Below are 22537 nucleotides of genomic sequence, written 5' to 3'. Positions count from 1 at the left end.
CAAAGCGCGTCGCGCCGCTGCGCGGGCACGGGACAAGTGCGCTACAATCGCGCCCTTGTGCACAGCTACCCAGATCGCGAAGGAAAACCATGACGTTCAAGGCGCCGGACAGCCTCTCCGAGCAAATTGCCCACTACCTGGCCGAGCGGATCATCCGCGGCGAACTCGCACCCGGCGAGCGCATCCAGGAGCAGAAGGTCACCCAGGCCCTCAACGTCAGTCGCGGCTCGGTGCGCGAGGCGCTGCTCATTCTCGAACGCCGTCACCTGGTGGCGATCCTGCCGCGCCGTGGCGCCCATGTGACCGAGCTGGACGAGAACAGTGTGCGCAGCCTGTGCACACTGATGGGCGAGTTCTACATCCTGCTGGGCAACGCCGTTGCCCAGCATTGGCGCAGCGACAGCGACCTGCGCCCATTCCTGGACATCCAGCAGCGCCTCAAGCAGGCCCATGCCGCCAAGGACATCAAATCCTTCGTTGGCGACAGCTTCGCGGTGATGCGCGCCGCCTATCCGTTCGCCAACAACCCGTACCTGCAGGAAACCGTCGAGAACCTGCAGCCGGCCATGAGCCGCGCCTACTACCTGGCCCTGGACCAGCGCCAGGCCAACATGGTCGATTACCTCGAGCTGTTCGCCCGCCTGCTCGAAGCCGTGGTCGCCCGCGACCTGCCGCGCATCCGCGAGGTGCTCACCGCCTATTGCCAGCGCAGTTGCGAACTGGTGCTGGCGGCGCTGGCGCGGGTCTGACCGATGCGCCTGAAGTGCATCCGCCTGGCCGGATTCAAGTCCTTCGTCGACCCGACCACGGTCAATTTTCCCAGCAACATGGCGGCCGTGGTCGGTCCCAATGGCTGCGGCAAGTCCAACATCATCGACGCGGTGCGCTGGGTGATGGGCGAAAGCTCGGCCAAAAACCTGCGCGGCGAGTCGATGACCGATGTCATCTTCAACGGCTCCACCAGCCGCAAACCGGTCAGCCAGGCCAGCATCGAACTGGTGTTCGACAACAGCGACAACACCCTGGTCGGCGAGTATGCCGCCTACGCCGAGATCTCGATCCGCCGCAAGGTCACCCGCGACGGGCAGAACACCTATTACCTCAACGGCACCAAGTGTCGGCGCCGTGATATCACCGATATCTTCCTCGGCACGGGCCTGGGGCCGCGTAGCTACTCGATCATCGAGCAGGGCATGATCTCCAAGCTGATCGAGGCCAAGCCCGAGGAGCTGCGCAATTTCATCGAGGAGGCGGCCGGCATCTCCAAGTACAAGGAGCGCCGCCGCGAGACCGAGAACCGTATCCGCCGCACCCAGGAGAACCTGGCGCGCCTGACCGACCTGCGCGAAGAGCTGGAGCGCCAGCTCGAGCGCCTGCACCGACAGGCCCAGGCCGCCGAGAAGTACCGCGAGTACAAGGCCGAGGAACGCCAGCTCAAGGCGCGCCTGGCGGCCCTGCGCTGGCGCGACCTGGACCAGCGGGTGCGCCAGCGCGAGACGGTCATTGGCGACCAGGAGATCGCCTTCGAGGCGCTGGTGGCCGAGCAGCGCAATGCCGATGCCAGCATCGAGCGCCTGCGCGACGGCCATCATGAGCTGTCCGAACGCTTCAACCAGGTGCAGGGCCGCTTCTATTCAGTGGCCGGCGATATTGCCCGGGTCGAGCAGAGCATTCAGCATGGCCAGCAACGCCTGCGCCAGTTGCAGGACGACCTCAAGGAAGCCGAGCGCAGCCGCCTGGAAACCGAATCGCACCTGGGGCACGACCGCACCTTGCTGGCGACCCTCGGTGAAGAGCTGGCGATGCTCGAGCCCGAGCAGGAGCTGACCCTGGCCGCGGCCGAGGAGGCCGCCGCGACCCTGGAAGAGGCCGAGCTGGGCATGCACGGCTGGCAGGAGCAGTGGGACAGCTTCAACACCCGCTCCGCCGAGCCGCGCCGCCAGGCCGAAGTACAGCAGGCGCGCCTGGCGCAGCTGGAGGCCAGCCTGGAGCGTCTGGCCGAGCGCCAGCGCAAGCTGGGCGAAGAGCGTGACCAGCTCGGCGAGGATACTCAGGATACCGAGACCAGCGACCTGGGCGAGCAGGTGGCCGGCAGTGAGTTGCTGCTCGAGGAACTCCAGCTGCAGGAGCGGCAGGTGGTCGAGCAGCTGGATGCGTTGCGCGAGCAGATGCAGCAGGCCAGCCAGGCGCAGCAGCAACAGCAGGGTGACCTGCAGCGCCTGGGCGGGCGCCTGGCGTCCCTCGAAGCCTTGCAGCAGGCCGCGCTGGAACCGGGTGTCGGGGCCGCCGACTGGCTGCGCGCCCAGGGCCTGGAACAGCGCCCACGGCTGGCCGAGGGGCTGCGGGTCGAGCCCGGCTGGGAGCTGGCGGTGGAAACGGTGCTGGGCGCCGATCTGCAGGCAGTGCTGCTGGATGATTTCGCCGGCCTGGAGTTCGCCGCGCTGGAGCAGGGCGAACTGCGCCTGCTGATGGCGGGGGGAGGGGGCGCGACCGTCCCCGGCAGCCTGCTCGACAAGGTCGAAGGGCGCGTCGACCTGTCGCCCTGGCTGGGCCAGGTCATGCCGGTGGACACCCTGGAGCAGGCCCTGGCCCGGCGGGCGTCGCTGAACGATGGGCAGAGCCTGGTCAGCCGTGACGGCTATTGGGTCGGGCGACACTTCCTGCGGGTCAGCCGAGGAAGCGAGGCCCAGGGTGGCGTGCTGGCCCGTGGCCAGGAGATCGAGCGCCTGGGGCAGGAACAGTTGGATCAGGAGGCCTTGCTCGAACAGCTCGACGAACAGTTGCAACGCCTGCGCGAGCAGCAGCTCGACCTGGAGGAGCAACGCGAGCAGCTGCGTCGTCGCAGTCAGGACGAAGGCCGTCAGCACGGCGAGCTCAAGGCGCGCCTGTCCGCCGGCCGTGCCCGTGCCGAGCAGCTGGAGCTGCGCCGCCGGCGCCTGCAGGAAGAACTGACCGAGCTGCAGGAGCAGCGCGCCCTGGAGCACGAGCAACTGGGCGAGGCGCGCCTGTTGCTGCAGGAAGCCCTGGAACTGATGGCCCAGGACACCGAGCAGCGCGAGCTGTTGATGGCGCGCCGCGACACCCTGCGCGAAGGTCTCGACCGCATCCGCCAGGAGGCCCGCCAGCACAAGGACCACGGTCACCAGCTGGCCGTGCGCCTGGGCTCGCTGCGCGCCCAGCATGACTCGACCCGTCAGGCCCTCGAACGCCTGGAACAGCAGGCCGCACGCCTGGGCGAGCGCCAGGAGCAGTTGAACCTGAACCTGGAGGAGGGCGAGGCGCCGCTGGAAGAATTGCGCCTCAAGCTCGAAGAGCTGCTGGAGCGACGCATGAGCGTCGACGAGGAAATGCGCCAGGCGCGCCTGCACATGGACGAGGCCGACCGTGAGCTGCGCGATGCCGAACGGCGCCGCACCCAGGCCGAGCAGCAGTCGCAACTGTTGCGCGGCCAGCTGGAGCAGCAGCGCCTGGAGTCCCAGGGCCTGGACGTGCGACGCAAGACCTTGCAGGAACAACTGCTCGCCGACGGCTACGATCTTCAGGGCGTGCTCGCCACGCTCGAGGCCGATGCCAGCGAGCAGGGTACCGAACAGGCATTGGAGCAGATCGAGGCGCGCATCCAGCGCCTGGGCGCGATCAACCTGGCGGCCATCGAGGAATACGAACAGCAGTCCGAACGCAAGCGTTACCTGGACGCCCAGGACGCCGACCTGGTTGAGGCGCTGGAGACCCTGGAAAACGTCATCCGCAAGATCGACAAGGAAACCCGCAACCGCTTCAAGGATACCTTTGATCAGATAAATGCCGGATTACAGGCACTTTTCCCAAAAGTTTTCGGTGGCGGCAGCGCTTATCTGGAACTGACGGGCGAAGATCTACTCGATACAGGGGTGACGATCATGGCGCGTCCACCGGGCAAGAAGAACAGCACCATCCATCTGTTGTCCGGCGGCGAGAAGGCACTGACGGCCCTGGCCCTGGTGTTCGCCATCTTCAAGCTGAACCCGGCGCCGTTCTGCATGCTCGACGAGGTCGACGCGCCGCTGGACGACGCCAACGTCGGGCGCTATGCCCGCCTGGTCAAGGAAATGAGCGAGACCGTGCAGTTCATCTACATCACCCACAACAAGATCGCCATGGAAATGGCCGACCAGCTGATGGGGGTGACCATGCACGAGCCGGGTTGTTCACGTCTTGTTGCAGTTGATGTGGAAGAGGCAATGGCCATGGTCGATGCGTAAGGGGTAAAGAATGGGTGTGAACATGTAGGCAAAAGCCTCAGCAGATGCGACAGACGGTGTAAAGTTGCCTTTGGTCGTGCTAGCTTAATGTCACTTGTTTTTTGCGTGGGTAAAACGCCTGTCAGAACATAGAGTTGGCGCCACGTGTTAAAGGCCTTTGAAGCCTTTGTTTTCAAGCATATTTTTTATAGAGGCACGGGATTACATGGAAATCGGTCTGCGCGAGTGGCTGATCGTCATCGGCATCATTGTCATCGCCGGTATTCTTTTCGACGGCTGGCGCCGCATGCGCGGCGGCAAGGGCAAGTTGAAGTTCCGTCTGGACCGTAGCTACGCCAACGCCCCGGACGACGACAGCGGCAGCGCCGAGGTGCTCGGCCCTGCGCGTGTGCTGGATACCCATAAAGAGCCCGAGCTGGACGAGTCCGACCTGCCGTCGGTCAGCGTCCCTGCGCGTGAACGGGAGCGCGAGCGCGAACCCAAGCCGGCCAAGGCCAAGCGCGGCAAGCGCAACCACAGCGAGCCGCAGCAGGGTGACCTGAACCTGGCCGCCGAGCCCCGCGAGCCCGACCTGTTCGAGGGTGGCGACGACGATTTCGCCGCCGACAACACCCGCGCCAACGGATTCACCGCGCCGAGCACGCCGGCCAAGGAGCTGCCGCCGGCCGAGGAAGTGCTGGTGATCAGCGTCATTTCCCGTGACGAAGGTGGCTTCAAGGGCCCGGCGCTGCTGCAGAACATCCTCGAAAGCGGCCTGCGCTTCGGCGAAATGGACATCTTCCACCGCCACGAGAGCATGGCCGGCCACGGCGAAGTGCTGTTCTCCATGGCCAACGCGGTCAAGCCCGGCGTGTTCGACCTGGACGACATCGACCATTTCAGCACCCGTGCGGTGAGCTTCTTCCTCGGTCTGCCTGGCCCGCGTCATCCCAAGCAGGCCTTCGACGTGATGGTGGCCGCCGCCCGCAAGTTGGCCCACGAGCTCAACGGTGAGCTCAAGGACGACCAGCGCAGCGTGCTGACCGCCCAGACCATCGAGCACTACCGCCAGCGCATCGTCGAGTTCGAGCGCCGCGCCCTGACCCAGAAACGCTGATGTTTACGAGCGGGCGGATCCTGCCTCGATCCGCGCCGCGATGATTCAAGCAAAAGAGCAGCCAGGGGCTGCTCTTTTGCTTTGCAAGAGAAGACAAGCCATGAACGCCGAATCCCGAATCCATGCCCTGCGCGCCGAACTCGACCAGCACAACTACCGCTACTACGTGCTCGACGAACCCAGCGTGCCCGATGCCGAATACGACCGCCTGTTCAACGAACTCAAGGCGCTGGAGGCGGAGCATCCGCACCTGGTGACCCCGGACTCGCCGACCCAGCGCGTCGGTGGTGCGGCGCTGGCGGCTTTCAGCCAGGTCCGCCACGAGGTGCCGATGCTCAGCCTGGGCAACGCCTTCGAGGAGGATGACCTGCGCGATTTCGGTCGCCGCGTCGTGGAGGGTCTGGACCTGCCGGGCGGTGATCAGGCCGCGGTGGACTACAGCTGTGAGCCGAAACTCGACGGCCTGGCGGTGAGCCTGCTGTACCGCGATGGCCAGCTGGTGCAGGGCGCCACCCGCGGCGACGGCACCACCGGCGAGGACATCAGCACCAACGTGCGCACCGTGCGCAACATCCCGCTCAAGCTGCAGGGCGAGGGCTGGCCGGCGGTGCTGGAGGTGCGCGGCGAGGTGTACATGAGCAAGGCCGGTTTCGACCGGCTTAACGCCGCCCAGGCCGACGCCGGCGGCAAGACCTTCGCCAACCCGCGCAACGCCGCGGCCGGCAGCCTGCGCCAGCTGGACTCGAAGATCACCGCCAGCCGCCCGCTGGAATTCTGCTGCTATGGCGTCGGCCAGGTATCCGAGCCTTTTGGCGACAGCCATATCGGCATCCTCGAAAAGCTCAAGACCTGGGGGTTGCCGATCAGCCGCGAGCTGCGCCATGCCGCCGGCATCGAGGAGTGCCTGGCCTACTACCGCGATATCGGTGCCCGTCGCAATGGCCTGCCCTACGAGATCGACGGTGTGGTGTTCAAGGTCAACAGCCTGGCCTCCCAGCGTGAGCTGGGCTTCCGCGCCCGCGAGCCACGCTGGGCGATCGCCCACAAGTTCCCGGCCATGGAAGAGCTCACCGAGGTACTCGACGTCGAGTTCCAGGTTGGCCGCACCGGCGCGGTGACCCCGGTGGCGCGGCTCAAGCCGGTCAAGGTGGCCGGCGTGACCGTGTCCAACGCCACCTTGCACAACATGGACGAGATCGCCCGCCTGGGCCTGCGCATCGGCGACACGGTGATTATCCGCCGCGCCGGCGATGTGATCCCGCAGGTGATGCAGGTGGTGCTCGACCGCCGTCCGCAGGACGCCCGGCCGGTCGAGGTGCCCACGCAGTGCCCGGTGTGCGGCTCGCAGGTCGAGCGCACCCAGCTGGTCAAGCGCAGCAAGGGCAAGGAAACCACCAGCGAAGGCGCGGTGTACCGTTGCGTGGGGCGCCTGAGCTGCGCTGCCCAGCTCAAGCAGGCGATCATCCACTACGTATCGCGCCGGGCCATGGACATCGACGGCCTGGGCGAGAAGAGCGTCGAGCAGCTGGTCGACGAGAACCTGATCCGCTCACCGGCCGATCTCTATCACCTGACCTTCGACCAGGTGGTGGCGCTGGAAGGCTTTGCCGAGGTATCGAGCAACAAGCTGCTGGCCGCCATCGAGGCGAGCAAGCGCCCGAGCCTGGCGCGCTTCATCTATGCGCTGGGCATCCCCGATGTCGGCGAGGAGACCGCCAAGGTCCTGGCCCGCTCCCTGGGCAGCCTGGCGCGGGTGCAGGTGGCGTTGCCGCAGGTGCTGACCTATCTGCCGGACATCGGCCTAGAGGTTGCCCACGAGATCCACAACTTCTTCGAGGACGCGCACAATCGCGAGGTCATCGCGCAGTTGCTGGCCAGCGGCATGCAGTTGCAGGACGAGGGCGAGCTTGCCGCCGAGTTCGCCGCCAGCACCACGCTGGCCGGGATGCTTGCCAAGCTCGACATCCCCTCGGTCGGCCCGACCGGCGCCGAGAAGCTGGTGGACAAGCTGGGTACGCTGGACAAGATCATCGCCGCCGATGGCATCGACTTGCGCCAGGCCCTGAATACCAAGGCCGCCGACGGGGTGCGCGAGTTCTTCAAGGTCGAGGCCAACCAGCAGCTGGCCCACGCCATCGAGGCCCAGTTGCTGGAATTCGGCATGCACTGGTCGTGTGAGAAGAAGTCCGCCGAGGGCTTGCCGCTGGCCGGACAGACCTGGGTGCTGACCGGCACCCTGGAACGCATGAGCCGCGATATCGCCAAGGAGAAGCTGGAAAGCCTGGGGGCCAAGGTGGCGGGTTCCGTGTCGGGCAAGACCCACTGTGTGGTCGCCGGCCCCGGCGCCGGCTCCAAGCTGGCCAAGGCCGGCGAGCTGGGCGTGGCGGTGATGGACGAGGAGGCGTTCGTGGGCTTCCTGGCGGAGCGTGGTATCAGCGTCTGAACCCGCAGGCCTTATCGCGGGGCAAGCCCGCTCCCACGGGTGATGATGCGTGGGAGCGGGCTTGCCCCGCGATAGATTTGCCACAAGTCCTTGAGAAATGATGGTTTTTTCACGATCAAAGGTTGTAACTTCGCCCCGGCGCTGTACAATGGCGCGGCTCGTCAGCTGACGAGCCGTCGTGGTGGCCCCATCGGTCCCCCCGCATTGATTACCCGTTAACCTGGTCAGGCCCGGAAGGGAGCAGCCATAGCGGGAACATCGAGTGCCGGGGTGTGGCTGGTGGGGCCGCCTCCATTTTGGGCGCAGGGGTTTTCCGGCGTACCTGTCAGGCGTCGCCCATCAGACGCTTTTCTTTACACCCTCGCACCGTTTTCCGCCTGCACGATCCCGCGCAGCGCCTTATCATGCATCCCATCGTGTCAGCCCATTCGGCCAGGAGATAGCGACCGTGGAACATGTCGACGACCTCACCCGCCAGAAAATCCGTGAGTGGCAGATGCGCCGCCTGGAAATCAAGGACCAGATGGCCGCCAGCCCCGAGCGTGTGCTGGAGCTGTCGCAGGTGCTCGACCAGATGGAAGAAGAGCATGGGCGCATCCTCGAGGAAGCGGCTGCCCCTGTGGCAGTGACGGCTGACGCGGCGGCCTTCGCGTTGCAGGTGCAGGTGTCGGCGCACTCGGTGCGTGACTTGCGCAAGTTGCTGGAACTGGCCCTGCATGAGCTCGATGGCGTACTTGATGCGCCGCAGGCGGGTATCAGCTATCCCGGCGACATGGCGGGGTCGTTGGGAGCCTACCGCTTCGAACTGGTGGTGGGGCAGGCCGCTGAATCCGACAACCCTTGAGTGATCGATATGCAGCCCGAGCACTTCGACTTTTCCCATCCGGTGTACCTGCCGGTCAGCGCAGAGGTATGCCAGGCCTTGCTGCAGGCCGAGGGCGCGCCTGCGCTCGACGCCTTGGGCGAGCCGGAGCTGGCAGCAATACTGGTGATCCAGAACCTGGCCCAGACACCGGGCCAGGTCGATGCGCGGGCGGCGGAAAAGGTCCTGGGCAAGCTGCTGGCGTGGGCGGTCGATGGCGCGCACTCGCCTGGCGTGGGCTTGCTGTCCGAGGCCCGTCGGCTGTTCGATGCGCGCAAGCTCTATTTCGGCCTCGAGGTGATCAAGGGCTCGAAACTGCGCCTGCTCGATGCCGAACAGGTGCAGGCGCGGGAGTACCTGCTGGCGGATGGCAAATGGGATTTTGACTACCGCATCCGCCTGCATCACAGTGACAACCCGTTCAGCCAGCGGGTGACCACCGGCTTCGACAGCGAGCGCTGGCTGACCGTCGAGCAGGACAAGCTGCTCAAGGTCATCCAGGCCAACCTCGACGAGGATATCCACGTGCAGGGCTATGCCGGGATCGGCAAGAGCTACCTGCTCGGCGCGCTGATGGAATGCCTGCCGCGTGGCCGGGTGCTGGCCCTGGCGCGCACACCGGCCAAGCTCGGTACCCTGCGTCGGCGCATGGGGCTGGATGCCCAGGCCAAGGTCGGCATGACCTTCGGCCAGTTCGCCCGGGCCCTGCTCAAGGATAACCGGCCGGTTTCCGCCCGGACGGCGCCGCGCGGCCCCGGCAAGCGCCGGCTGGCCGAAGAGCTGGGGATCGTCGGGCTGCGCCAATACGACGCCGAGCACGCCCTGGATATCTGCCTGGAAGTGCTGCGCAACTATTGCGAGTCGCGGGACTACAGCCTGTCCAACCGCCACCTGCCGCACTTTCGCCAGGCGCTGTCCAGCCTCGATGCCCAGGTGCTGCTCGAGTACGCCAGCCGCCTGTGGCGTTACCTGGAGGCGCAGCCGAGCTGGGGTACGCAGACCGGGTTCGAGGCGTTGCTGCTGCTCAAGCGCGCCAGCCTGGGTGGCTGCAGCGTGCCCGGGCGCTTCAGCCATGTGATCATCGACGAGAGCCAGGATGTGCCGGCCTCGCTGCTGCAGGTCATCGAGCGTGGCCGCCAGGTGCTGATCACCCTGGGCGACGAATACCAGAAGGCCAGCGGCGAGGTGGTCAGGCGCGAGCGTCAGGTGCGCCAGAAGGACATGGCCTTCGCCGTGCGCTCCGGGCCCAAGGTGGAGCGCCTGATCAACCCGTTGATCGGTGTGCACTCGAAAAAATCCAAGGTCGCGTTCGAGGCGGCGCGGCATGTCGATGTCGGCATCGAGCACTTCCCCGAAGGTTTTGTCCCGCCCGAGGGCTGCGTGGTACTGACTGCCTCGCGCTGGGACACGATGCGCTGGGCCATGGAGATGGCCGAGTCCAACTGCCTGCTGAACTTCCCCGACTGGCCGGACATGCGCCGTTTCATGGTCACCGCGATTGGCCTGTTCAGGTCGGCGTTCTATGCGCCGGGGCAGGACGCCGAAGGGCCGCATGGGTACTTCGCGCACCTGCTCGACTGGCAGCAGGTGCGCGAGTCCGAGCGTTTCGATGCCGCGTTCCAATGGGTCGAGGCGCGGCTGGAGGCGGGTTTCAAGCTTGCCGACCTGACCGGTCTGGATGCGCGCGTCGCCGCGCAGCCTGCCAGCCTCACGCTGTTGATGGCCGAGGAGGCCGGTGGCCTGGAGTTCGATAAGGTGCTGTTGACGCCGGAGCTGATGACCACCCAGCGCTTCAAGGACGCCTACGCCTTCGATGCGCGGATCTGCGCGGTGTACATTGCCCTGTCGCGGGCGCGGCGGCAGTTGTACCTGCCCTATGACGTGGAAGAGTGGATCAATTACCACAAGGGCCAGCCGTTCCGCGAGTTGCACGGCTACTGAACCCGCCGCCGTGCTCTGGTCTGGTGGGCCTCATCGCGGGGCCAGGCGACTCCCACGCTTGCCCCTGCTGGCCGACACTTGCATCAATCGCTGGAAGGTCGGGCACTGCAGGTGGTTCTCCTCGGGGCACACCGCCGCATGCCGCAGCCCTTTGCTCATCGCCTGCAGGCGCTTGATCTTCTGCTCGATCTCATCGGCCTTGGCCAGCAGCAGCGCTCGGTCGACCCGTTGCTCGTCCAGCATCGCCGCCACTTCGTCCAGCGAAAATCCCGCCGCCTGGCCCAGGGCGATCAGGGCCAGGCGTTCGGGCGTATCCGCCGGGAATTGCCGGCGTTGGCCGCGGCCAGCGAGTGATGTGAGCAAGCCCTTGTTCGTGTAGTAACGCAATGTCGACGCCGGCACTCCGGTGCGCCTGGCGACATCGGCAATGTCCATCGCGGCTCCCTTGACTTGAAGTTGACTTCAACTTGCATGCTGCTCGGCATCGACCTTTCCGTCAATCTGCCAAGGGCTTTTGTCATGAGCGTTTCTTCTCTCGTATTTTCCATTCTGCTGATCGGCATCGGCGCCACCCTGGTCATGGACCTGTGGACCCTGCTGCTCAGGCGCCTGGGCATTACCACCCTGAACTACGCGATGGTCGGGCGCTGGGCGGGCCACCTGTTCGCGGGGTGCTGGCGGCATGCGGCGATCGGCAAGGCTGCGCCGGTCAGGGGGGAACTGGCGTGGGGCTGGTTGCTCCATTACGCCACGGGGCTGGTTTTTGCGGCGCTGCTGGTGGCTATTGCAGGGGAGGGGTGGTTGCAGGGGCCGCTCCTGTGGCCCGCGTTGCTGTTCGGGGTGGTCTCGGTGCTGGTGCCGTTGTGTGTGGTGCAGCCCGCGTTTGGGGCGGGGTATTTTGCCAGCCGTACCCCGACGCCGCTCAGGAGTTGCCTGCGTAGCTTGGCCACGCATGGCGTGTTCGGTTTTGGGTTGTTCCTGAGTGCGGTAGTGCTGGCCGGGGTTCGGGGAGGGCTGACAGGCTAAACAGGTGTGTTTGGATCAATGGAGCCTGCGTCATGCTTGCCTTGGGTGAGGGCCTCCAGGTGTCCGCCGCAACCCCTGCAGCGCCTATCAGATCGAGCGCCGCCCGCGCGGCGCATCGCGGGACAAGCCCGCTCCTACATTTTTTGCAACGTGCCGAACCTGTCAGGCCATGGTTGCCCGCCTTGGTGCATGTCTTGAGACAGATGAGGCGGCAGTGGTGCCCACGCTGAAACCGTGTCGGACCAACAAGGCGGACCAGGTAATGGCACAGGATTGACTGGCCCGAAACAGATGTAGGAGCGGCCTTGCGCCGCGATGCGCCGCGCGGGCGGCGCTCGATCTGATAGGCGCTGCAACACTATCGTCGAGCACCTTGAAAGACCTGGCCGTCGGTATACCGCTGGACAATCCGCTGCATCTCCCCGGACTCCTTGATCCGCACCAGCGCCCTGAGCACACCTTGGGTCGGTAGTTGGGGATCATTGCGCACCATGCAGCCCAGCGCTTGCTCTTCCAGCACGGCCAAGGCTTGCAGGCGTTGCCCCGGCGGCAGGGAGCGGTTGTACCATTGCAATGACAACTGGTTGCTGATCGCGTGGCGAAAGCGTCCGGCCTGGAGCTTCTGCAGGGCCAGCAACTGGTTGCGGCTGTCCTCGCGTTGCAGGCGGCCCTGGCTGAACAGGGGTTCGAGGGTGGGGTAGGTGTAGCCGAGTACAGTGCCGATGGCCTGCGGCGGCAGTGCTTCCGGGTGGGTGGGGCCGCTGTCGCCGGGGCGGCCGATCAGCAGGTCACGCTGTTCGATGACGGGGATGCTCCACAGGAAGTCGCCCGGCCGGTCGGTCAGCCACTGGGTGGAGACGTAGCAGCGCACGTCGATTTCGCCGGCCTGCATCGCCTCCTGCAGGCGCAGGCGGGCCATCACGTGGTATTGCGGGCGGGCGTCGACCTCCCGGGCAATGGCCTGCATCAGCTCGAAAAGGATGCCTTCCACCGGTTGCTGGTCCTCGGTGCGCATCAACGGCATGCTCCAGCTTTCGGCGACGGAAAAGCGCAGCACCGGCGGGTGCGCCAGGCTTTGGGTGGTCCACAGCAACAGGATAGCCAGGACTCGCCGCACGCCTCATCCTCCCTGATCCGCCGTCCGTGTGCCCGCTACTGAGCTTAGTCGAGATCGGCAGGGTGCAATTTCGGCCCCGCTCCGCTAGCATTAGCGCTCTTTCCGCCCGCTCCGGTCACGATGGTTTTTTGATGAGTTATCAGGTTCTTGCACGTAAATGGCGTCCGCGCTCGTTCCGCGAAATGGTCGGCCAGACCCATGTGCTCAAGGCTTTGATCAACGCCCTGGACAACCAGCGCCTGCACCACGCCTACCTGTTCACCGGTACCCGGGGCGTGGGCAAGACCACCATTGCGCGGATCATCGCCAAGTGCCTGAACTGCGAGACTGGCATCACCTCCACGCCGTGCGGCACCTGTTCGGTGTGCCGGGAGATCGACGAGGGCCGTTTCGTCGACCTGATCGAGATCGACGCCGCCAGCCGCACCAAGGTCGAGGACACCCGCGAACTGCTCGACAACGTGCAGTACGCGCCGAGCCGCGGACGCTTCAAGGTCTACCTGATCGACGAAGTGCACATGCTCTCCACCCACTCGTTCAACGCCCTGTTGAAGACGCTGGAAGAGCCGCCGCCCTACGTCAAGTTCATCCTCGCCACCACCGACCCGCAAAAGCTGCCGGCGACCATCCTGTCGCGCTGCCTGCAGTTCTCGCTGAAGAACATGAGCCCGGAACGGGTGGTCGAGCACCTGACCCATGTGCTGGGCGCCGAGAACGTGCCGTTCGAGGACGACGCCCTGTGGTTGCTCGGTCGCGCCGCCGATGGTTCGATGCGCGACGCCATGAGCCTGACCGACCAGGCTATCGCCTTCGGCGAGGGCAAGGTGCTGGCCGCCGATGTGCGGGCGATGCTCGGCACTCTCGACCATGGCCAGGTGTACGGTGTGCTGCAGGCGTTGCTCGAGGGCGATGCCCGGGCATTGCTGGAGGCGGTGCGCGATCTGGCCGAACAAGGTCCGGACTGGAACGGCGTACTGTCGGAAATGCTCAACGTGCTGCACCGGGTGGCGATTGCCCAGGCCCTGCCCGAGGCGGTCGACAACGGCCAGGGCGACCGTGAGCGCGTGCTGGCGCTGGCCCAGGCCCTGCCGGCCGAGGATGTGCAGTTCTACTACCAGATGGGCCTGATCGGCCGACGCGACCTGCCGCTGGCGCCGGACGCGCGTGGTGGCTTCGAAATGGTCCTGCTGCGCATGCTGGCCTTCCGCCCGGCCGACACCGACGATGCACCGAAGCCGGTACTAAAGCCGGTGGGGATCAGCCAAGCCACAGCTGATCCGGCCCAACCGGTGGCAGCGGCGCCTGCGGTCGTGGCGCCGCCCGTTGCCGCCAGCCCTGTCGCTGAAACGGTCGCGCCGGAGCCCGTGGCTGAGCCATCTGTACAGCCAGAGCCGCCAGTCGTCGAAGTGCCGGCCGTTGCCGAGGTTATCGAGGCACCGCAACCGCAATCGGAACCAGAGCCCGAGCCGCAGCCCGTCGAGGAGGTCATCGACCTGCCGTGGGAGGAGCCCGTTGCCGCGCCGGCGCCGGTTGCGCCCGAGCCTGCACCTGCGGTCGAGGCCGCCAACCCGCAGCCGGACTACGACGAGCCGCCGTTCGATCCGTCGGCCTACAGCCCGGCGGGCATGGACCGCGACGACGAGCCGCCGGCGGACGAGGACTACTACACGCCCGACAGCGACCCGGCCGGCTTCAGCTACCTGGACGAGTTGGCCGAGCACGTGCAGGAAGAGGCGCCCGCCCAGGCGCCGGAGCCGCTGCCGGCGGCCATGCCCGCGAGCGGCCTCGCCCTGCAATGGCTGGAATTATTCCCACAGTTGCCTGTCTCCGGTATGACAGGCAACATCGCCGCAAACTGTACGCTGATCGCCGCCGATGGCGATGACTGGCTGTTGCACCTGGACCCGGGGCAGGGCGCGCTGTTCAACTCGACGCAGCAGCGCCGCCTGAACGACGCGCTCAACCAGCAGTTGGGTCGCGAGATCCGCCTGAAGATCGAGTTGATCCGCCCCGAGCAGGAGACCCCGGCCCAGGCCGCCTCGCGCAAGCGTGCCGAGCGCCAGCATGATGCGGTGGTGTCGATCGAGCAGGATCCGCTCATCCAGCAGATGATCCGGCAGTTCGGCGCGACGGTCAGGCAGGATACTATTGAGCCTGTAGACGCCCTGGCCAGCCAGGGCCAATGAACGGATAACCATGCGGCCCGCCTGTGCCGGGCCGCATCACATGACCCAATCGAGGTATACCCCATGATGAAAGGTGGCATGGCCGGCCTGATGAAGCAGGCCCAGCAGATGCAGGAAAAGATGCAGAAGATGCAGGAAGAGCTGGCCAACGCGGAAGTCACCGGCCAGTCCGGCGGCGGCCTGGTCAGCGTGGTGATGACCGGTCGCCACGACGTCAAGCGCGTCAGCATCGACCAGAGCCTGATGTCGACCGACGCCGACGACAAGGAAGTGCTCGAGGACCTGATCGCCGCCGCGCTGAACGACGCCGTGCGCAAGATCGAGCAGAGCAGTCAGGAAAAGATGGGCGGCATGACCGCTGGCATGCAGCTGCCGCCTGGTTTCAAGATGCCGTTCTGATCGGCTTCTGCTTCAAATGGGGAGCAACGACCCGACGGTCGTTGCTCCCTTGTTCATTCTGTTTCCTGAATTGGCAGGCCTGCACACATGAGCTTCAGCCCCCTGATCCGCCAACTGATCGACGCCCTGCGCATCCTGCCCGGCGTCGGTCAGAAAACCGCCCAACGCATGGCCCTGCAACTGCTCGAACGCGACCGCAGCGGCGGCACGCGCCTGGCCCAGGCCCTGAGCCAGGCCATGGAGGGCGTTGGCCACTGTCGACAGTGCCGGACCCTGACCGAGCAGGAGCTGTGCCCGCAGTGCGCCGATCCGCGCCGCGACGACAGCCAGCTGTGTGTGGTGGAGGGGCCGATGGATGTGTACGCGGTGGAGCAGACCGGCTATCGCGGTCGCTACTTCGTGCTCAAGGGGCACCTGTCGCCGCTCGATGGCCTGGGGCCTGAGGCCATCGGTATTCCGCAGTTGATGGCGCGGATCGAGGAGCAGGGCACCTTCAGCGAGGTGATCCTGGCCACCAACCCTACGGTGGAAGGGGAGGCGACGGCGCATTACATCGCCCAGCTGCTGGCCGAGAAGGGCCTGGCTGCCACGCGTATTGCCCATGGCGTGCCGTTGGGCGGGGAGCTGGAGCTGGTGGATGGCGGGACGCTGGCCCATGCTTTCGCGGGGCGCAGGCCGATTTCGCTGTAAGTCCATGTAAAGCATCGCGGGGCAAGCCCGCTCCCACGCAGATCAACCTGCGTGGGAGCGGGCTTGCCCCGCGAACATTCTGAACGCGAACTCAGTATTCGCTCAGGGAAAACTCGGTCAGGCAGAAGGTCGGCACCCCGGCCGCCTGCAGGCGGCGCGAGCCTTCCAGCTCCGGCAGGTCGATGATCGCCGCCGCCTCGAACACCCGGGCGCCGGTGCGGCGCACCAGGTTGGCCGCGGCCAGCAAGGTGCCGCCGGTGGCGATCAGGTCATCGAAGATCAATACCGAGTCGCCATCGCACAGGCTGTCGGCGTGCACTTCCAGGAAGGCTTCGCCGTACTCGGTCTGGTAACCCTCCGACAGCACGTCGGCCGGCAGCTTGCCCTGCTTGCGGAACAGGATCAGCGGCTTGTTCAGCTGGTGGGCGATGATCGAGCCGATCAGGAAGCCCCGCGCGTCCATGGCGCCGATATGGCTGAACTCGGCTTCGACATAGCGCTCGATGAACTGGTCGGCGACATAGCGCAGCCCGCGCGGCGACTGGAACAGCGGGGTGATGTCGCGGAAGATCACGCCCGGCTTGGGGAAGTCCACTACCGGGCGGATCAGGGCTTTGAGGTCGAAGGTGTCGCTGTACATGGGCGGGTATCCTGGAAAAACTCGGCGCCAGTATACCCCGTCCGCAGGGCAATCAGGCGTCCAGCGCACCACCGGCCAGCGCACACAGCTGGATCGGATCGAGGATGTGCACTTCCTTGCCCTCGGCCTTGAGCAGGCCGTTCTGCTGGAAGCGGGTGAACACCCGCGACACGGTTTCCACCGCCAGGCCCAGGTAGTTGCCGATCTCGTTGCGCGACATGCTCAGGCGGAACTGGTTGGCCGAGTAGCCGCGGGCACGGAAGCGTGCCGACAGATTGACCAGGAAGGTGGCGATGCGCTCGTCTGCGGTCTTTTTCGACAGCAGCAGCATCATCTGCTGGTCGTCGCGGATCTCGCGGCTCATCACTCGCATCAGCTGGCGGCGCAGCTGCGGCAGCTGCACCGACAGCTCGTCGAGGCGCTCGAAGGGGATCTCGCACACCGAGGTGGTTTCCTGGGCCTGGGCCGACACCGGATAGGCCTCGGTGTCCATGCCGGACAGGCCGACCAGCTCGCTGGGCAGGTGGAAGCCGGTGATCTGCTCTTCGCCGGCATCGCTGAGGCTGAAGGTTTTCAGGGCGCCAGAGCGGACCGCGTAGACCGAGCCGAAATTGTCACCCTGGCGGAACAGGAACTCGCCTTTCTTCAACGGGCGGCCGCGTTTGACGATTTCATCCAGTGCATCCATGTCTTCCAGGTTCAGGGACAGGGGCAGGCACAGGGGGGCCAGGCTGCAATCCTTGCAGTGGGCCTGGTTGTGTGGGCGCAGTTTTACTGGCTCGGACATTTCTTTCGATCCTTGTGGGAAAGCACACATAAGCCGTAAGGATAACCTGCGGCATGGGCTGTAGGCCAGTGTGCGCATTTTTGGTGCACGCTAGCGGCGGTGCGGAAGGGGTGTTCCGCTACCGTTCAACTGTCCATAGTGTGCCCCGAAAGGCGGGCTGTCCATGCGGTGAAACGCCTCAATCGCCTCAGATCACCCGGGAGAAACGCTGGCGATTCTGCTGCGCGAGGTAGGCGTCGAACACCATGCATACCGAGCGCGCCAGCAGGCGACCGGCTGGCAGGATGCGGATGCCTTTGCTGTCCAGGCTGATCAGGCCGTCGCGCTGCATGGCTTGCAGCTGTGGCCACAGCTCCTTGAAGTAGCCACGAAAATCGATGGTGAAGGCCTGCTCGAACGCCTCGAAATCCAGTTCGAAGTGGCAGATCAGTTGCTGGATCACCGCCCGGCGCAGGCGGTCGTCCTGATTGCAAAGAAGGCCGCGCTGGGTCGCCAGCTGGGCGGTGGAGAGCGTGTCCTGGTAGGTATTGAGGTCGCTGCTGTTCTGGCAGTACAGGTCGCCGATCTGGCTGATCGCTGACACGCCCAGGCCGATCAGGTCGCAGTGGCCATGGGTGGTGTAGCCCTGGAAGTTGCGCTGCAGGGTCCCTTCTTCCTGGGCAATGGCCAGCTCGTCGTCGGGCAGGGCGAAGTGGTCCATGCCGATGTAGCGGTAGCCGGCGGCGGTCAGTTGGTCGATGGTAGCGTGGAGCATTTCCAGCTTGGCCGCCGGCGCCGGCAGGTCGGCGCTGTCGATACGCCGCTGGGGCATGAAGCGCTCGGGCAGGTGTGCGTAGTTGAATACCGACAGACGGTCGGGCTGCAGGCGGATCACTTCCTCGACGGTGCGGGCAAAACCTTCCGGGGTCTGCTTGGGCAGGCCGTAGATCAGGTCGAGGTTGATCGAGCGGAACTGCAGGGTACGTGCCGCCTCGATCAGGGTGCGGGTCTGCTCCAGGCTCTGCAGGCGGTTGACCGCGCGTTGCACGGCCGGATCGAGGTCCTGCACGCCGAGGCTGACGCGGTTGAAACCCAGCTCGCGCAGCAGGCCCATGGTCGACCAGTCGGCCTCGCGCGGGTCGATCTCGATGCCGTAGTCGCCGGAGTCGTCGTCCAGCAGGTGGAAGTGCTGGCGCAGGGTGGCCATCAGCTGGCGCAGTTCGACATGGCTGAGGAAGGTCGGCGTGCCGCCGCCGAAGTGCAGCTGCTCGACCACCTGTTTCGGGTCGAGGTGGCAGGCGATCAGCTGGATCTCCTGCTCCAGGCGCTGCAGGTAGGGCGCGGCGCGGCCACGGTCCTTGGTGATGACCTTGTTGCAGGCGCAGTAGTAGCAGATGTTGGCGCAGAACGGCACGTGCACGTACAGCGACAGCGGGCGCGTGGCGCGGCGGCTTTCGCGCAGGGCGTGAAGCAGGTCGAACGAGCCCACTTCGCCGTGCAGTTGCACGGCGGTCGGATAGGAGGTGTAGCGTGGCCCGGCCAGATCGTAGCGACGAATCAGGTCGGCGTCCCAGCGTAGGTCGTCGAGCATGTGGGTGGTCCCCGGATAGAGCTGCAGTGTCCGGAGTCTAGGGGCGGATGTAAGAAGTCGTGTTGATTTGTATCAAGGTGAGTTGGCGGCCGTCGCGGGGCTGGCGTGGGAGCGGGCTTGCCCCGCGATCAATGCCCCATCAACCAATGCTGGTGAGGTCCGGGCAGTGTCCACAGGCCAAAGAGGATCACCAGCACGCCGCCGGCCATGCGCACCCCGCGCTTGCGCAGCAGGCGACCCACGCGCTCGGCGGCAAGCCCGGTGGCCAGCAGCACCGGCCAGGTGCCGACGCCGAACGCCAGCATCAGCGCCGCGCTGTGCAGCGCATCGCCCTGGCTCGCCGCCCACAGCAGGGTGCTGTACACCAGCCCGCACGGCAGCCAGCCCCACAGGGCGCCCAGCAGCAGGGCGCGAGGCAGGCTGGACACCGGCAGCAGGCGGGTGGCGATCGGTTGCACATGGCGCCACAGGCCGCGGCCGAGCGCCTCGATTCGGGTCAGGCCGCTCCACCAGCCGGCCAGGTACAGGCCCATGGCGATCAGCAGCAGTGCCGCGACAACGCGCAAGCCGATGGCCAGCGGGCTACTGGCCAGCGCCACGCCGGCAAGGCCCAGCAACAGGCCGGCGGCGGCATAGCTGAGGATGCGCCCGAGGTTGTAGGCCAGCAGCAGGCGCAGGCGGCGGCCGCGCTGTTCAGCAGGGATGGCCAGGGTGAGGGCGCCCATCAGGCCGCCGCACATGCCCAGGCAGTGGCCGCCACCAAGCAGGCCCAGGACCAGCGCCGAGCCCAGCAGTGGAATCAGTTCAGGCACGTGGCGCGGGGTCCTTGTCGTCGGGCTGTTCGTCCCCGGGCTTCACGGCGGCCTGGTGGCGCGGGTCCTGGTCATCGAACAGGATGCTGTGGGCCGGGCCTTCGAGGTCGTCGTACTGGCCGCTGTCCACCGCCCAGAAGAAGATGTACACGGCGACGCCGACCAGCAGCAGGGCGGCGGGGATCATCACGTAGAGGGCGGGCATAGCGGTTTCCTTTCGAGCGACGTCGGCTCGCGCGCGCCCGGCGCCGCCTCGGCGGGCAGCCGGGTCAGGCGCAGGGCGTTGAGCACCACGATCAGCGAACTGACCGACATGCCGATCGCCGCCCACACCGGGGTGATCCAGCCGAGCGCGGCGAACGGCAGCATGAGGCCATTGTACAGCGTCGCCCAGAGCAGGTTCTCGACAATGTTGCGGCGGGTCCGGCGAGCCAGGTCGAAGGCCTGCACCAGCGCCTGCAGGCGGTTGGACAGCAGCACCGCGTCGGCGCTGGTCTTGGCAAGGTCGGTGGCGCTGCCCATGGCGATGCTGATGTCGGCGGCGGCCAGTACCGGCACGTCGTTGACGCCGTCGCCGAGCATCAGCACCTTGCGTCCTTCGCCTTGCAGGGCCTTGAGGCGGGTCAGCTTGTCGTCCGGGCGCAGGCCGCCGATCGCCTGGTCGATGCCCAGTTGCGTGGCCACTTCAGCAACCATTGGCGAGCTGTCGCCGGACAGCAGCAGCGTTTGCCAGCCCCGGGCCTTGCAGGCGGCCACCAGATCCTGGGCGTCGTCGCGCAGGCGGTCGTCCAGTCCGAACCAGGTCAGCGGCCCTTGCCGGTCGCCCAGCAGCAGCCATTGCCCGCGTGGCTCCGGCACGGCGGGGACCTCGGCGCCGCTGAGGGCGCAGACGAAGGCGGGCTGGCCGATGCGCAGGCGCTGGCCGGCCAACTCGCCTTCCAGGCCCAGCCCCGGCATGGTGCTGACGCTTTCGGCGGCCTCGGCGGCGCGGCCAAAGGCGCGGGCGATGGGGTGCTCGGAGCGGTTCTCCAGCGCGGCGGCCAGCGCCAGGCACTGGTCGCCGTCCAGCCGGCCCAGTGGGCGCACGCTGCGCAAGGCCAGGCGGCCCTCGGTGAGGGTGCCGGTCTTGTCGAAGATCACCGTGTCGATCTGGTTCAGCCCCTCCAGTACATGCCCGCGGGTGACCAGCAGGCCGAGCTTGTGCAGGCTGCCGGTGGCGGCGGTAAGGGCGGTCGGCGTGGCCAGCGACAGGGCGCAGGGGCAGGTGGCGACCAGCATGGCCAGGACGATCCAGAACGCCCGGGGCGCATCAAGCTGCCACCAGACCACACCGATCACGGCGGCCGCCACCAGGGTGAACAGCAGGAACCATTGCGAGGCGCGGTCGGCGATTTCCGCCAGGCGCGGCTTTTCCGACTGGGCACGCTCCAGCAGACGGACGATGGCCGACAGCCGCGAGTCCTGGCCCAGGGCCTGGACTTCGACCGTGAGGGTACTCTCGACGTTGAGGGTGCCGCCGGTCACCCGGTCGCCGGCGCGGCGGGCCAGGGGCAGGTATTCGCCGGTGAGCAGCGACTCGTCGACGCTGGAGCGCCCGTCGACGATCAGCCCGTCGGCCGGGATCACCGCGCCGGGCAGCACCTGCACCCGGTCGCCGCACTGCAGTTCGCCAAGCAGGATGCGCTCGCCCTGGCCGTTGGCGTCCAGGCGCAGGCACGAGGCCGGCAACAGGTTGACCAGTTGCGCGGTGGCCGCCGCAGTGCGCTCGCGGGCCCGGCGCTCCAGATAGCGGCCGGTGAGCAGGAACAGGGCGAACATGCCGACGGTGTCGAAGTACAGCTCGCCGCTGCCGGTGATCGCGGTCCAGATCCCGGCGCAGTAGGCCAGGGCGATGGCCAGCGACACCGAGACGTCCATGGTCAGGTGGCGGGTACGCAGGTCGCGGGCCGCGCCCTTGAAGAACGGCGCGCAGCTGTAGAACACGATAGGGGTGGTGAGGAACAGCGCGACCCAGCGCAGGATGGTGTGCAGCTCGGGCGACAGGTCGATGTTGAATTCCGGCCAGGTGGCCATGGTCGCCATCATCGCCTGGAACCACAGCAGCCCGGCCACGCCCAGGCGGCGCAAGGCGCTGCGGTTTTCCCGGGCCAGCTGTTCGGCGGCCTGGTCGGGTTGGTAGGGGTGGGCGGCGTAGCCGATCTGGCGCAGCTCGGCCAGCAGCCTGGACAGCGGCAGTTGCTGGTCGTCCCAGCTGACCAGCAGGCGGTGGTTGGACAGGTTCAGGCGGGCGTCGTCGACGCCGGGAAGGTTGCGCAGGTGCTTCTCGATCAGCCAGCCGCAGGCGGCGCAGCTGATGCCCTCGACCATCAGGATGGTTTCGGCCAGCTCGCCTTCATGGCGAACGAACGTCTGTTGCACGTCGCTGCGGTCGTACAGCGCCAGTTCATCCTGGAGCTGGCGGGGTAGGGCTTCGGGGTTGGCGCTGGTGTCGCTGCGGTGCTGGTAGTAGTGCTCCAGGCCGCCGGCGACGATGGACTCGGCCACTGCCTGGCAGCCGGGGCAGCAGAACTGTCGCGGCTCGCCGAGGACCACGGCGGTGAAGCGGTTGCCGGCGGGGACGGGCAGGGCGCAGTGGTAGCAGGGGGTGGGTTGGGTCATCTTGGGTCTGTCTTTTGGCTTGGAATGGCCGGGGGCGCTTTGCGCCCCTTTCGCGGCACAAGGCCGCTC

18 protein-coding genes and 1 other RNA gene are annotated in these 22537 nt (G+C 66.5%); 11 read left to right on the top strand and 8 right to left on the bottom strand.

All coding sequences use genetic code 11. The features are described 5' to 3' along the window. Window positions 1–89 precede the first annotated feature (89 nt). The 7 genes from NMG10_RS02750 to NMG10_RS02720 all read left to right on the top strand — a co-directional run bounded on the left by NMG10_RS02750 (window position 90) and on the right by NMG10_RS02720 (window position 10583). Complete coding sequence (locus tag NMG10_RS02750) at window positions 90–749, top strand: GntR family transcriptional regulator (protein WP_254463801.1); 660 nt, start codon at window positions 90–92, stop codon at window positions 747–749. 3 nt (window positions 750–752) lie between these two features. Continuing rightward, entirely contained in the window at window positions 753–4241 is a 3489-nt protein-coding gene (gene smc / locus NMG10_RS02745) for a chromosome segregation protein SMC (protein WP_254463800.1), read from the top strand. A 205-nt stretch (window positions 4242–4446) separates the two neighbouring features. Beyond that, window positions 4447–5337, top strand: coding sequence for a cell division protein ZipA (gene zipA / locus NMG10_RS02740; protein WP_203651753.1), 891 nt, complete (start codon window positions 4447–4449; stop codon window positions 5335–5337). Between the two features lie 100 nt (window positions 5338–5437). Beyond that, window positions 5438–7780: an NAD-dependent DNA ligase LigA gene (ligA, locus tag NMG10_RS02735; RefSeq protein ID WP_254463799.1), complete on the top strand. Its 2343-nt coding sequence runs from the start codon at window positions 5438–5440 to the stop codon at window positions 7778–7780. A 188-nt stretch (window positions 7781–7968) separates the two neighbouring features. Further along, window positions 7969–8065, top strand: an RNA gene (gene ffs / locus NMG10_RS02730) — signal recognition particle sRNA small type. Between the two features lie 163 nt (window positions 8066–8228). Next, entirely contained in the window at window positions 8229–8624 is a 396-nt protein-coding gene (locus NMG10_RS02725) for a hypothetical protein (RefSeq protein WP_254463798.1), read from the top strand. 9 nt (window positions 8625–8633) lie between these two features. Continuing rightward, complete coding sequence (locus NMG10_RS02720; RefSeq protein WP_232856786.1) at window positions 8634–10583, top strand: hypothetical protein; 1950 nt, start codon at window positions 8634–8636, stop codon at window positions 10581–10583. Between the two features lie 30 nt (window positions 10584–10613). On the opposite strand, the gene NMG10_RS02715 is transcribed toward NMG10_RS02720, so the two are convergent. Continuing rightward, entirely contained in the window at window positions 10614–11018 is a 405-nt protein-coding gene (locus tag NMG10_RS02715; RefSeq protein ID WP_254463797.1) for a helix-turn-helix domain-containing protein, read from the bottom strand. Window positions 11019–11102: 84 nt separating this feature from the next. Between NMG10_RS02715 and NMG10_RS02710 the strand changes: the two genes are divergently transcribed. Further along, window positions 11103–11609 carry a DUF2938 domain-containing protein gene (locus NMG10_RS02710; RefSeq protein ID WP_232856784.1) on the top strand — a complete coding sequence of 169 codons (507 nt, stop codon included), beginning with the start codon at window positions 11103–11105 and terminating at the stop codon, window positions 11607–11609. A 358-nt stretch (window positions 11610–11967) separates the two neighbouring features. On the opposite strand, the gene NMG10_RS02705 is transcribed toward NMG10_RS02710, so the two are convergent. Further along, on the bottom strand, window positions 11968–12726 hold the full coding sequence (locus NMG10_RS02705) for an ABC transporter substrate-binding protein (RefSeq protein ID WP_203651759.1): 759 nt from the start codon (window positions 12724–12726) through the stop codon (window positions 11968–11970). Window positions 12727–12857: 131 nt separating this feature from the next. Here NMG10_RS02705 and dnaX point away from each other — a divergent pair, with 131 nt between their 5' ends. The 3 genes from dnaX to recR all read left to right on the top strand — a co-directional run bounded on the left by dnaX (window position 12858) and on the right by recR (window position 16001). Then, a complete protein-coding gene (gene dnaX, locus NMG10_RS02700) occupies window positions 12858–14912 on the top strand; it encodes a DNA polymerase III subunit gamma/tau (RefSeq protein ID WP_254463796.1) in 2055 nt (684 codons plus the stop codon). A 63-nt stretch (window positions 14913–14975) separates the two neighbouring features. Further along, window positions 14976–15311, top strand: coding sequence for a YbaB/EbfC family nucleoid-associated protein (locus NMG10_RS02695; RefSeq protein WP_023632783.1), 336 nt, complete (start codon window positions 14976–14978; stop codon window positions 15309–15311). Window positions 15312–15398: 87 nt separating this feature from the next. Next, the gene (gene recR, locus NMG10_RS02690) at window positions 15399–16001 is read left to right on the top strand and encodes a recombination mediator RecR (protein ID WP_028692866.1); all 603 of its coding nucleotides are present in this window, start codon (window positions 15399–15401) and stop codon (window positions 15999–16001) included. Between the two features lie 91 nt (window positions 16002–16092). Here recR and NMG10_RS02685 read toward each other — a convergent pair whose 3' ends face one another. The 6 genes from NMG10_RS02685 to NMG10_RS02660 form a co-directional block, all read right to left on the bottom strand. Continuing rightward, window positions 16093–16641: an adenine phosphoribosyltransferase gene (locus NMG10_RS02685; RefSeq protein WP_232856763.1), complete on the bottom strand. Its 549-nt coding sequence runs from the start codon at window positions 16639–16641 to the stop codon at window positions 16093–16095. Window positions 16642–16693: 52 nt separating this feature from the next. Next, window positions 16694–17428 (bottom strand): Crp/Fnr family transcriptional regulator FnrA, encoded by a 735-nt coding sequence (fnrA, locus tag NMG10_RS02680; protein WP_110739928.1) that lies wholly within the window; start codon window positions 17426–17428, stop codon window positions 16694–16696. A gap of 187 nt (window positions 17429–17615) precedes the next feature. After that, window positions 17616–18998 carry an oxygen-independent coproporphyrinogen III oxidase gene (gene hemN / locus NMG10_RS02675; RefSeq protein WP_050706579.1) on the bottom strand — a complete coding sequence of 461 codons (1383 nt, stop codon included), beginning with the start codon at window positions 18996–18998 and terminating at the stop codon, window positions 17616–17618. Window positions 18999–19126: 128 nt separating this feature from the next. Further along, window positions 19127–19810, bottom strand: coding sequence for a sulfite exporter TauE/SafE family protein (locus tag NMG10_RS02670; protein ID WP_203651764.1), 684 nt, complete (start codon window positions 19808–19810; stop codon window positions 19127–19129). After that, window positions 19803–20015 (bottom strand): cbb3-type cytochrome oxidase assembly protein CcoS, encoded by a 213-nt coding sequence (gene ccoS / locus NMG10_RS02665; protein ID WP_050706577.1) that lies wholly within the window; start codon window positions 20013–20015, stop codon window positions 19803–19805. The genes NMG10_RS02670 and ccoS overlap by 8 nt, the downstream gene beginning before the upstream one ends. Beyond that, complete coding sequence (locus NMG10_RS02660) at window positions 19997–22468, bottom strand: heavy metal translocating P-type ATPase (RefSeq protein ID WP_254463795.1); 2472 nt, start codon at window positions 22466–22468, stop codon at window positions 19997–19999. Before NMG10_RS02660 ends, ccoS begins: the two co-directional genes overlap by 19 nt. Between the last annotated feature and the right edge of the window lie 69 nt (window positions 22469–22537).

This window comes from Pseudomonas sp. DVZ6 (assembly GCF_024259445.1).
GTDB classification, from domain to species: Bacteria; Pseudomonadota; Gammaproteobacteria; order Pseudomonadales; family Pseudomonadaceae; genus Aquipseudomonas; species Aquipseudomonas peradeniyensis.
The sequence above is the reverse complement of the archived record's forward strand: the minus strand, read 5'-3'. Positions and strand labels throughout refer to the sequence as shown.

Coding starts and splice junctions, on each gene's coding strand:
- ccoS (WP_050706577.1), bottom strand. CDS start 20,015: ATGCCCGCCCTCTACGTGATGATCCCCGCCGCCCTGCTGCTGGTCGGC.
- NMG10_RS02685 (WP_232856763.1), bottom strand. CDS start 16,641: ATGTACAGCGACACCTTCGACCTCAAAGCCCTGATCCGCCCGGTAGTG.
- NMG10_RS02715 (WP_254463797.1), bottom strand. CDS start 11,018: ATGGACATTGCCGATGTCGCCAGGCGCACCGGAGTGCCGGCGTCGACA.
- NMG10_RS02710 (WP_232856784.1), top strand. CDS start 11,103: ATGAGCGTTTCTTCTCTCGTATTTTCCATTCTGCTGATCGGCATCGGC.
- NMG10_RS02695 (WP_023632783.1), top strand. CDS start 14,976: ATGATGAAAGGTGGCATGGCCGGCCTGATGAAGCAGGCCCAGCAGATG.
- ligA (WP_254463799.1), top strand. CDS start 5,438: ATGAACGCCGAATCCCGAATCCATGCCCTGCGCGCCGAACTCGACCAG.
- NMG10_RS02720 (WP_232856786.1), top strand. CDS start 8,634: ATGCAGCCCGAGCACTTCGACTTTTCCCATCCGGTGTACCTGCCGGTC.
- zipA (WP_203651753.1), top strand. CDS start 4,447: ATGGAAATCGGTCTGCGCGAGTGGCTGATCGTCATCGGCATCATTGTC.
- dnaX (WP_254463796.1), top strand. CDS start 12,858: ATGAGTTATCAGGTTCTTGCACGTAAATGGCGTCCGCGCTCGTTCCGC.
- fnrA (WP_110739928.1), bottom strand. CDS start 17,428: ATGTCCGAGCCAGTAAAACTGCGCCCACACAACCAGGCCCACTGCAAG.
- recR (WP_028692866.1), top strand. CDS start 15,399: ATGAGCTTCAGCCCCCTGATCCGCCAACTGATCGACGCCCTGCGCATC.
- NMG10_RS02660 (WP_254463795.1), bottom strand. CDS start 22,468: ATGACCCAACCCACCCCCTGCTACCACTGCGCCCTGCCCGTCCCCGCC.
- smc (WP_254463800.1), top strand. CDS start 753: ATGCGCCTGAAGTGCATCCGCCTGGCCGGATTCAAGTCCTTCGTCGAC.
- NMG10_RS02750 (WP_254463801.1), top strand. CDS start 90: ATGACGTTCAAGGCGCCGGACAGCCTCTCCGAGCAAATTGCCCACTAC.
- hemN (WP_050706579.1), bottom strand. CDS start 18,998: ATGCTCGACGACCTACGCTGGGACGCCGACCTGATTCGTCGCTACGAT.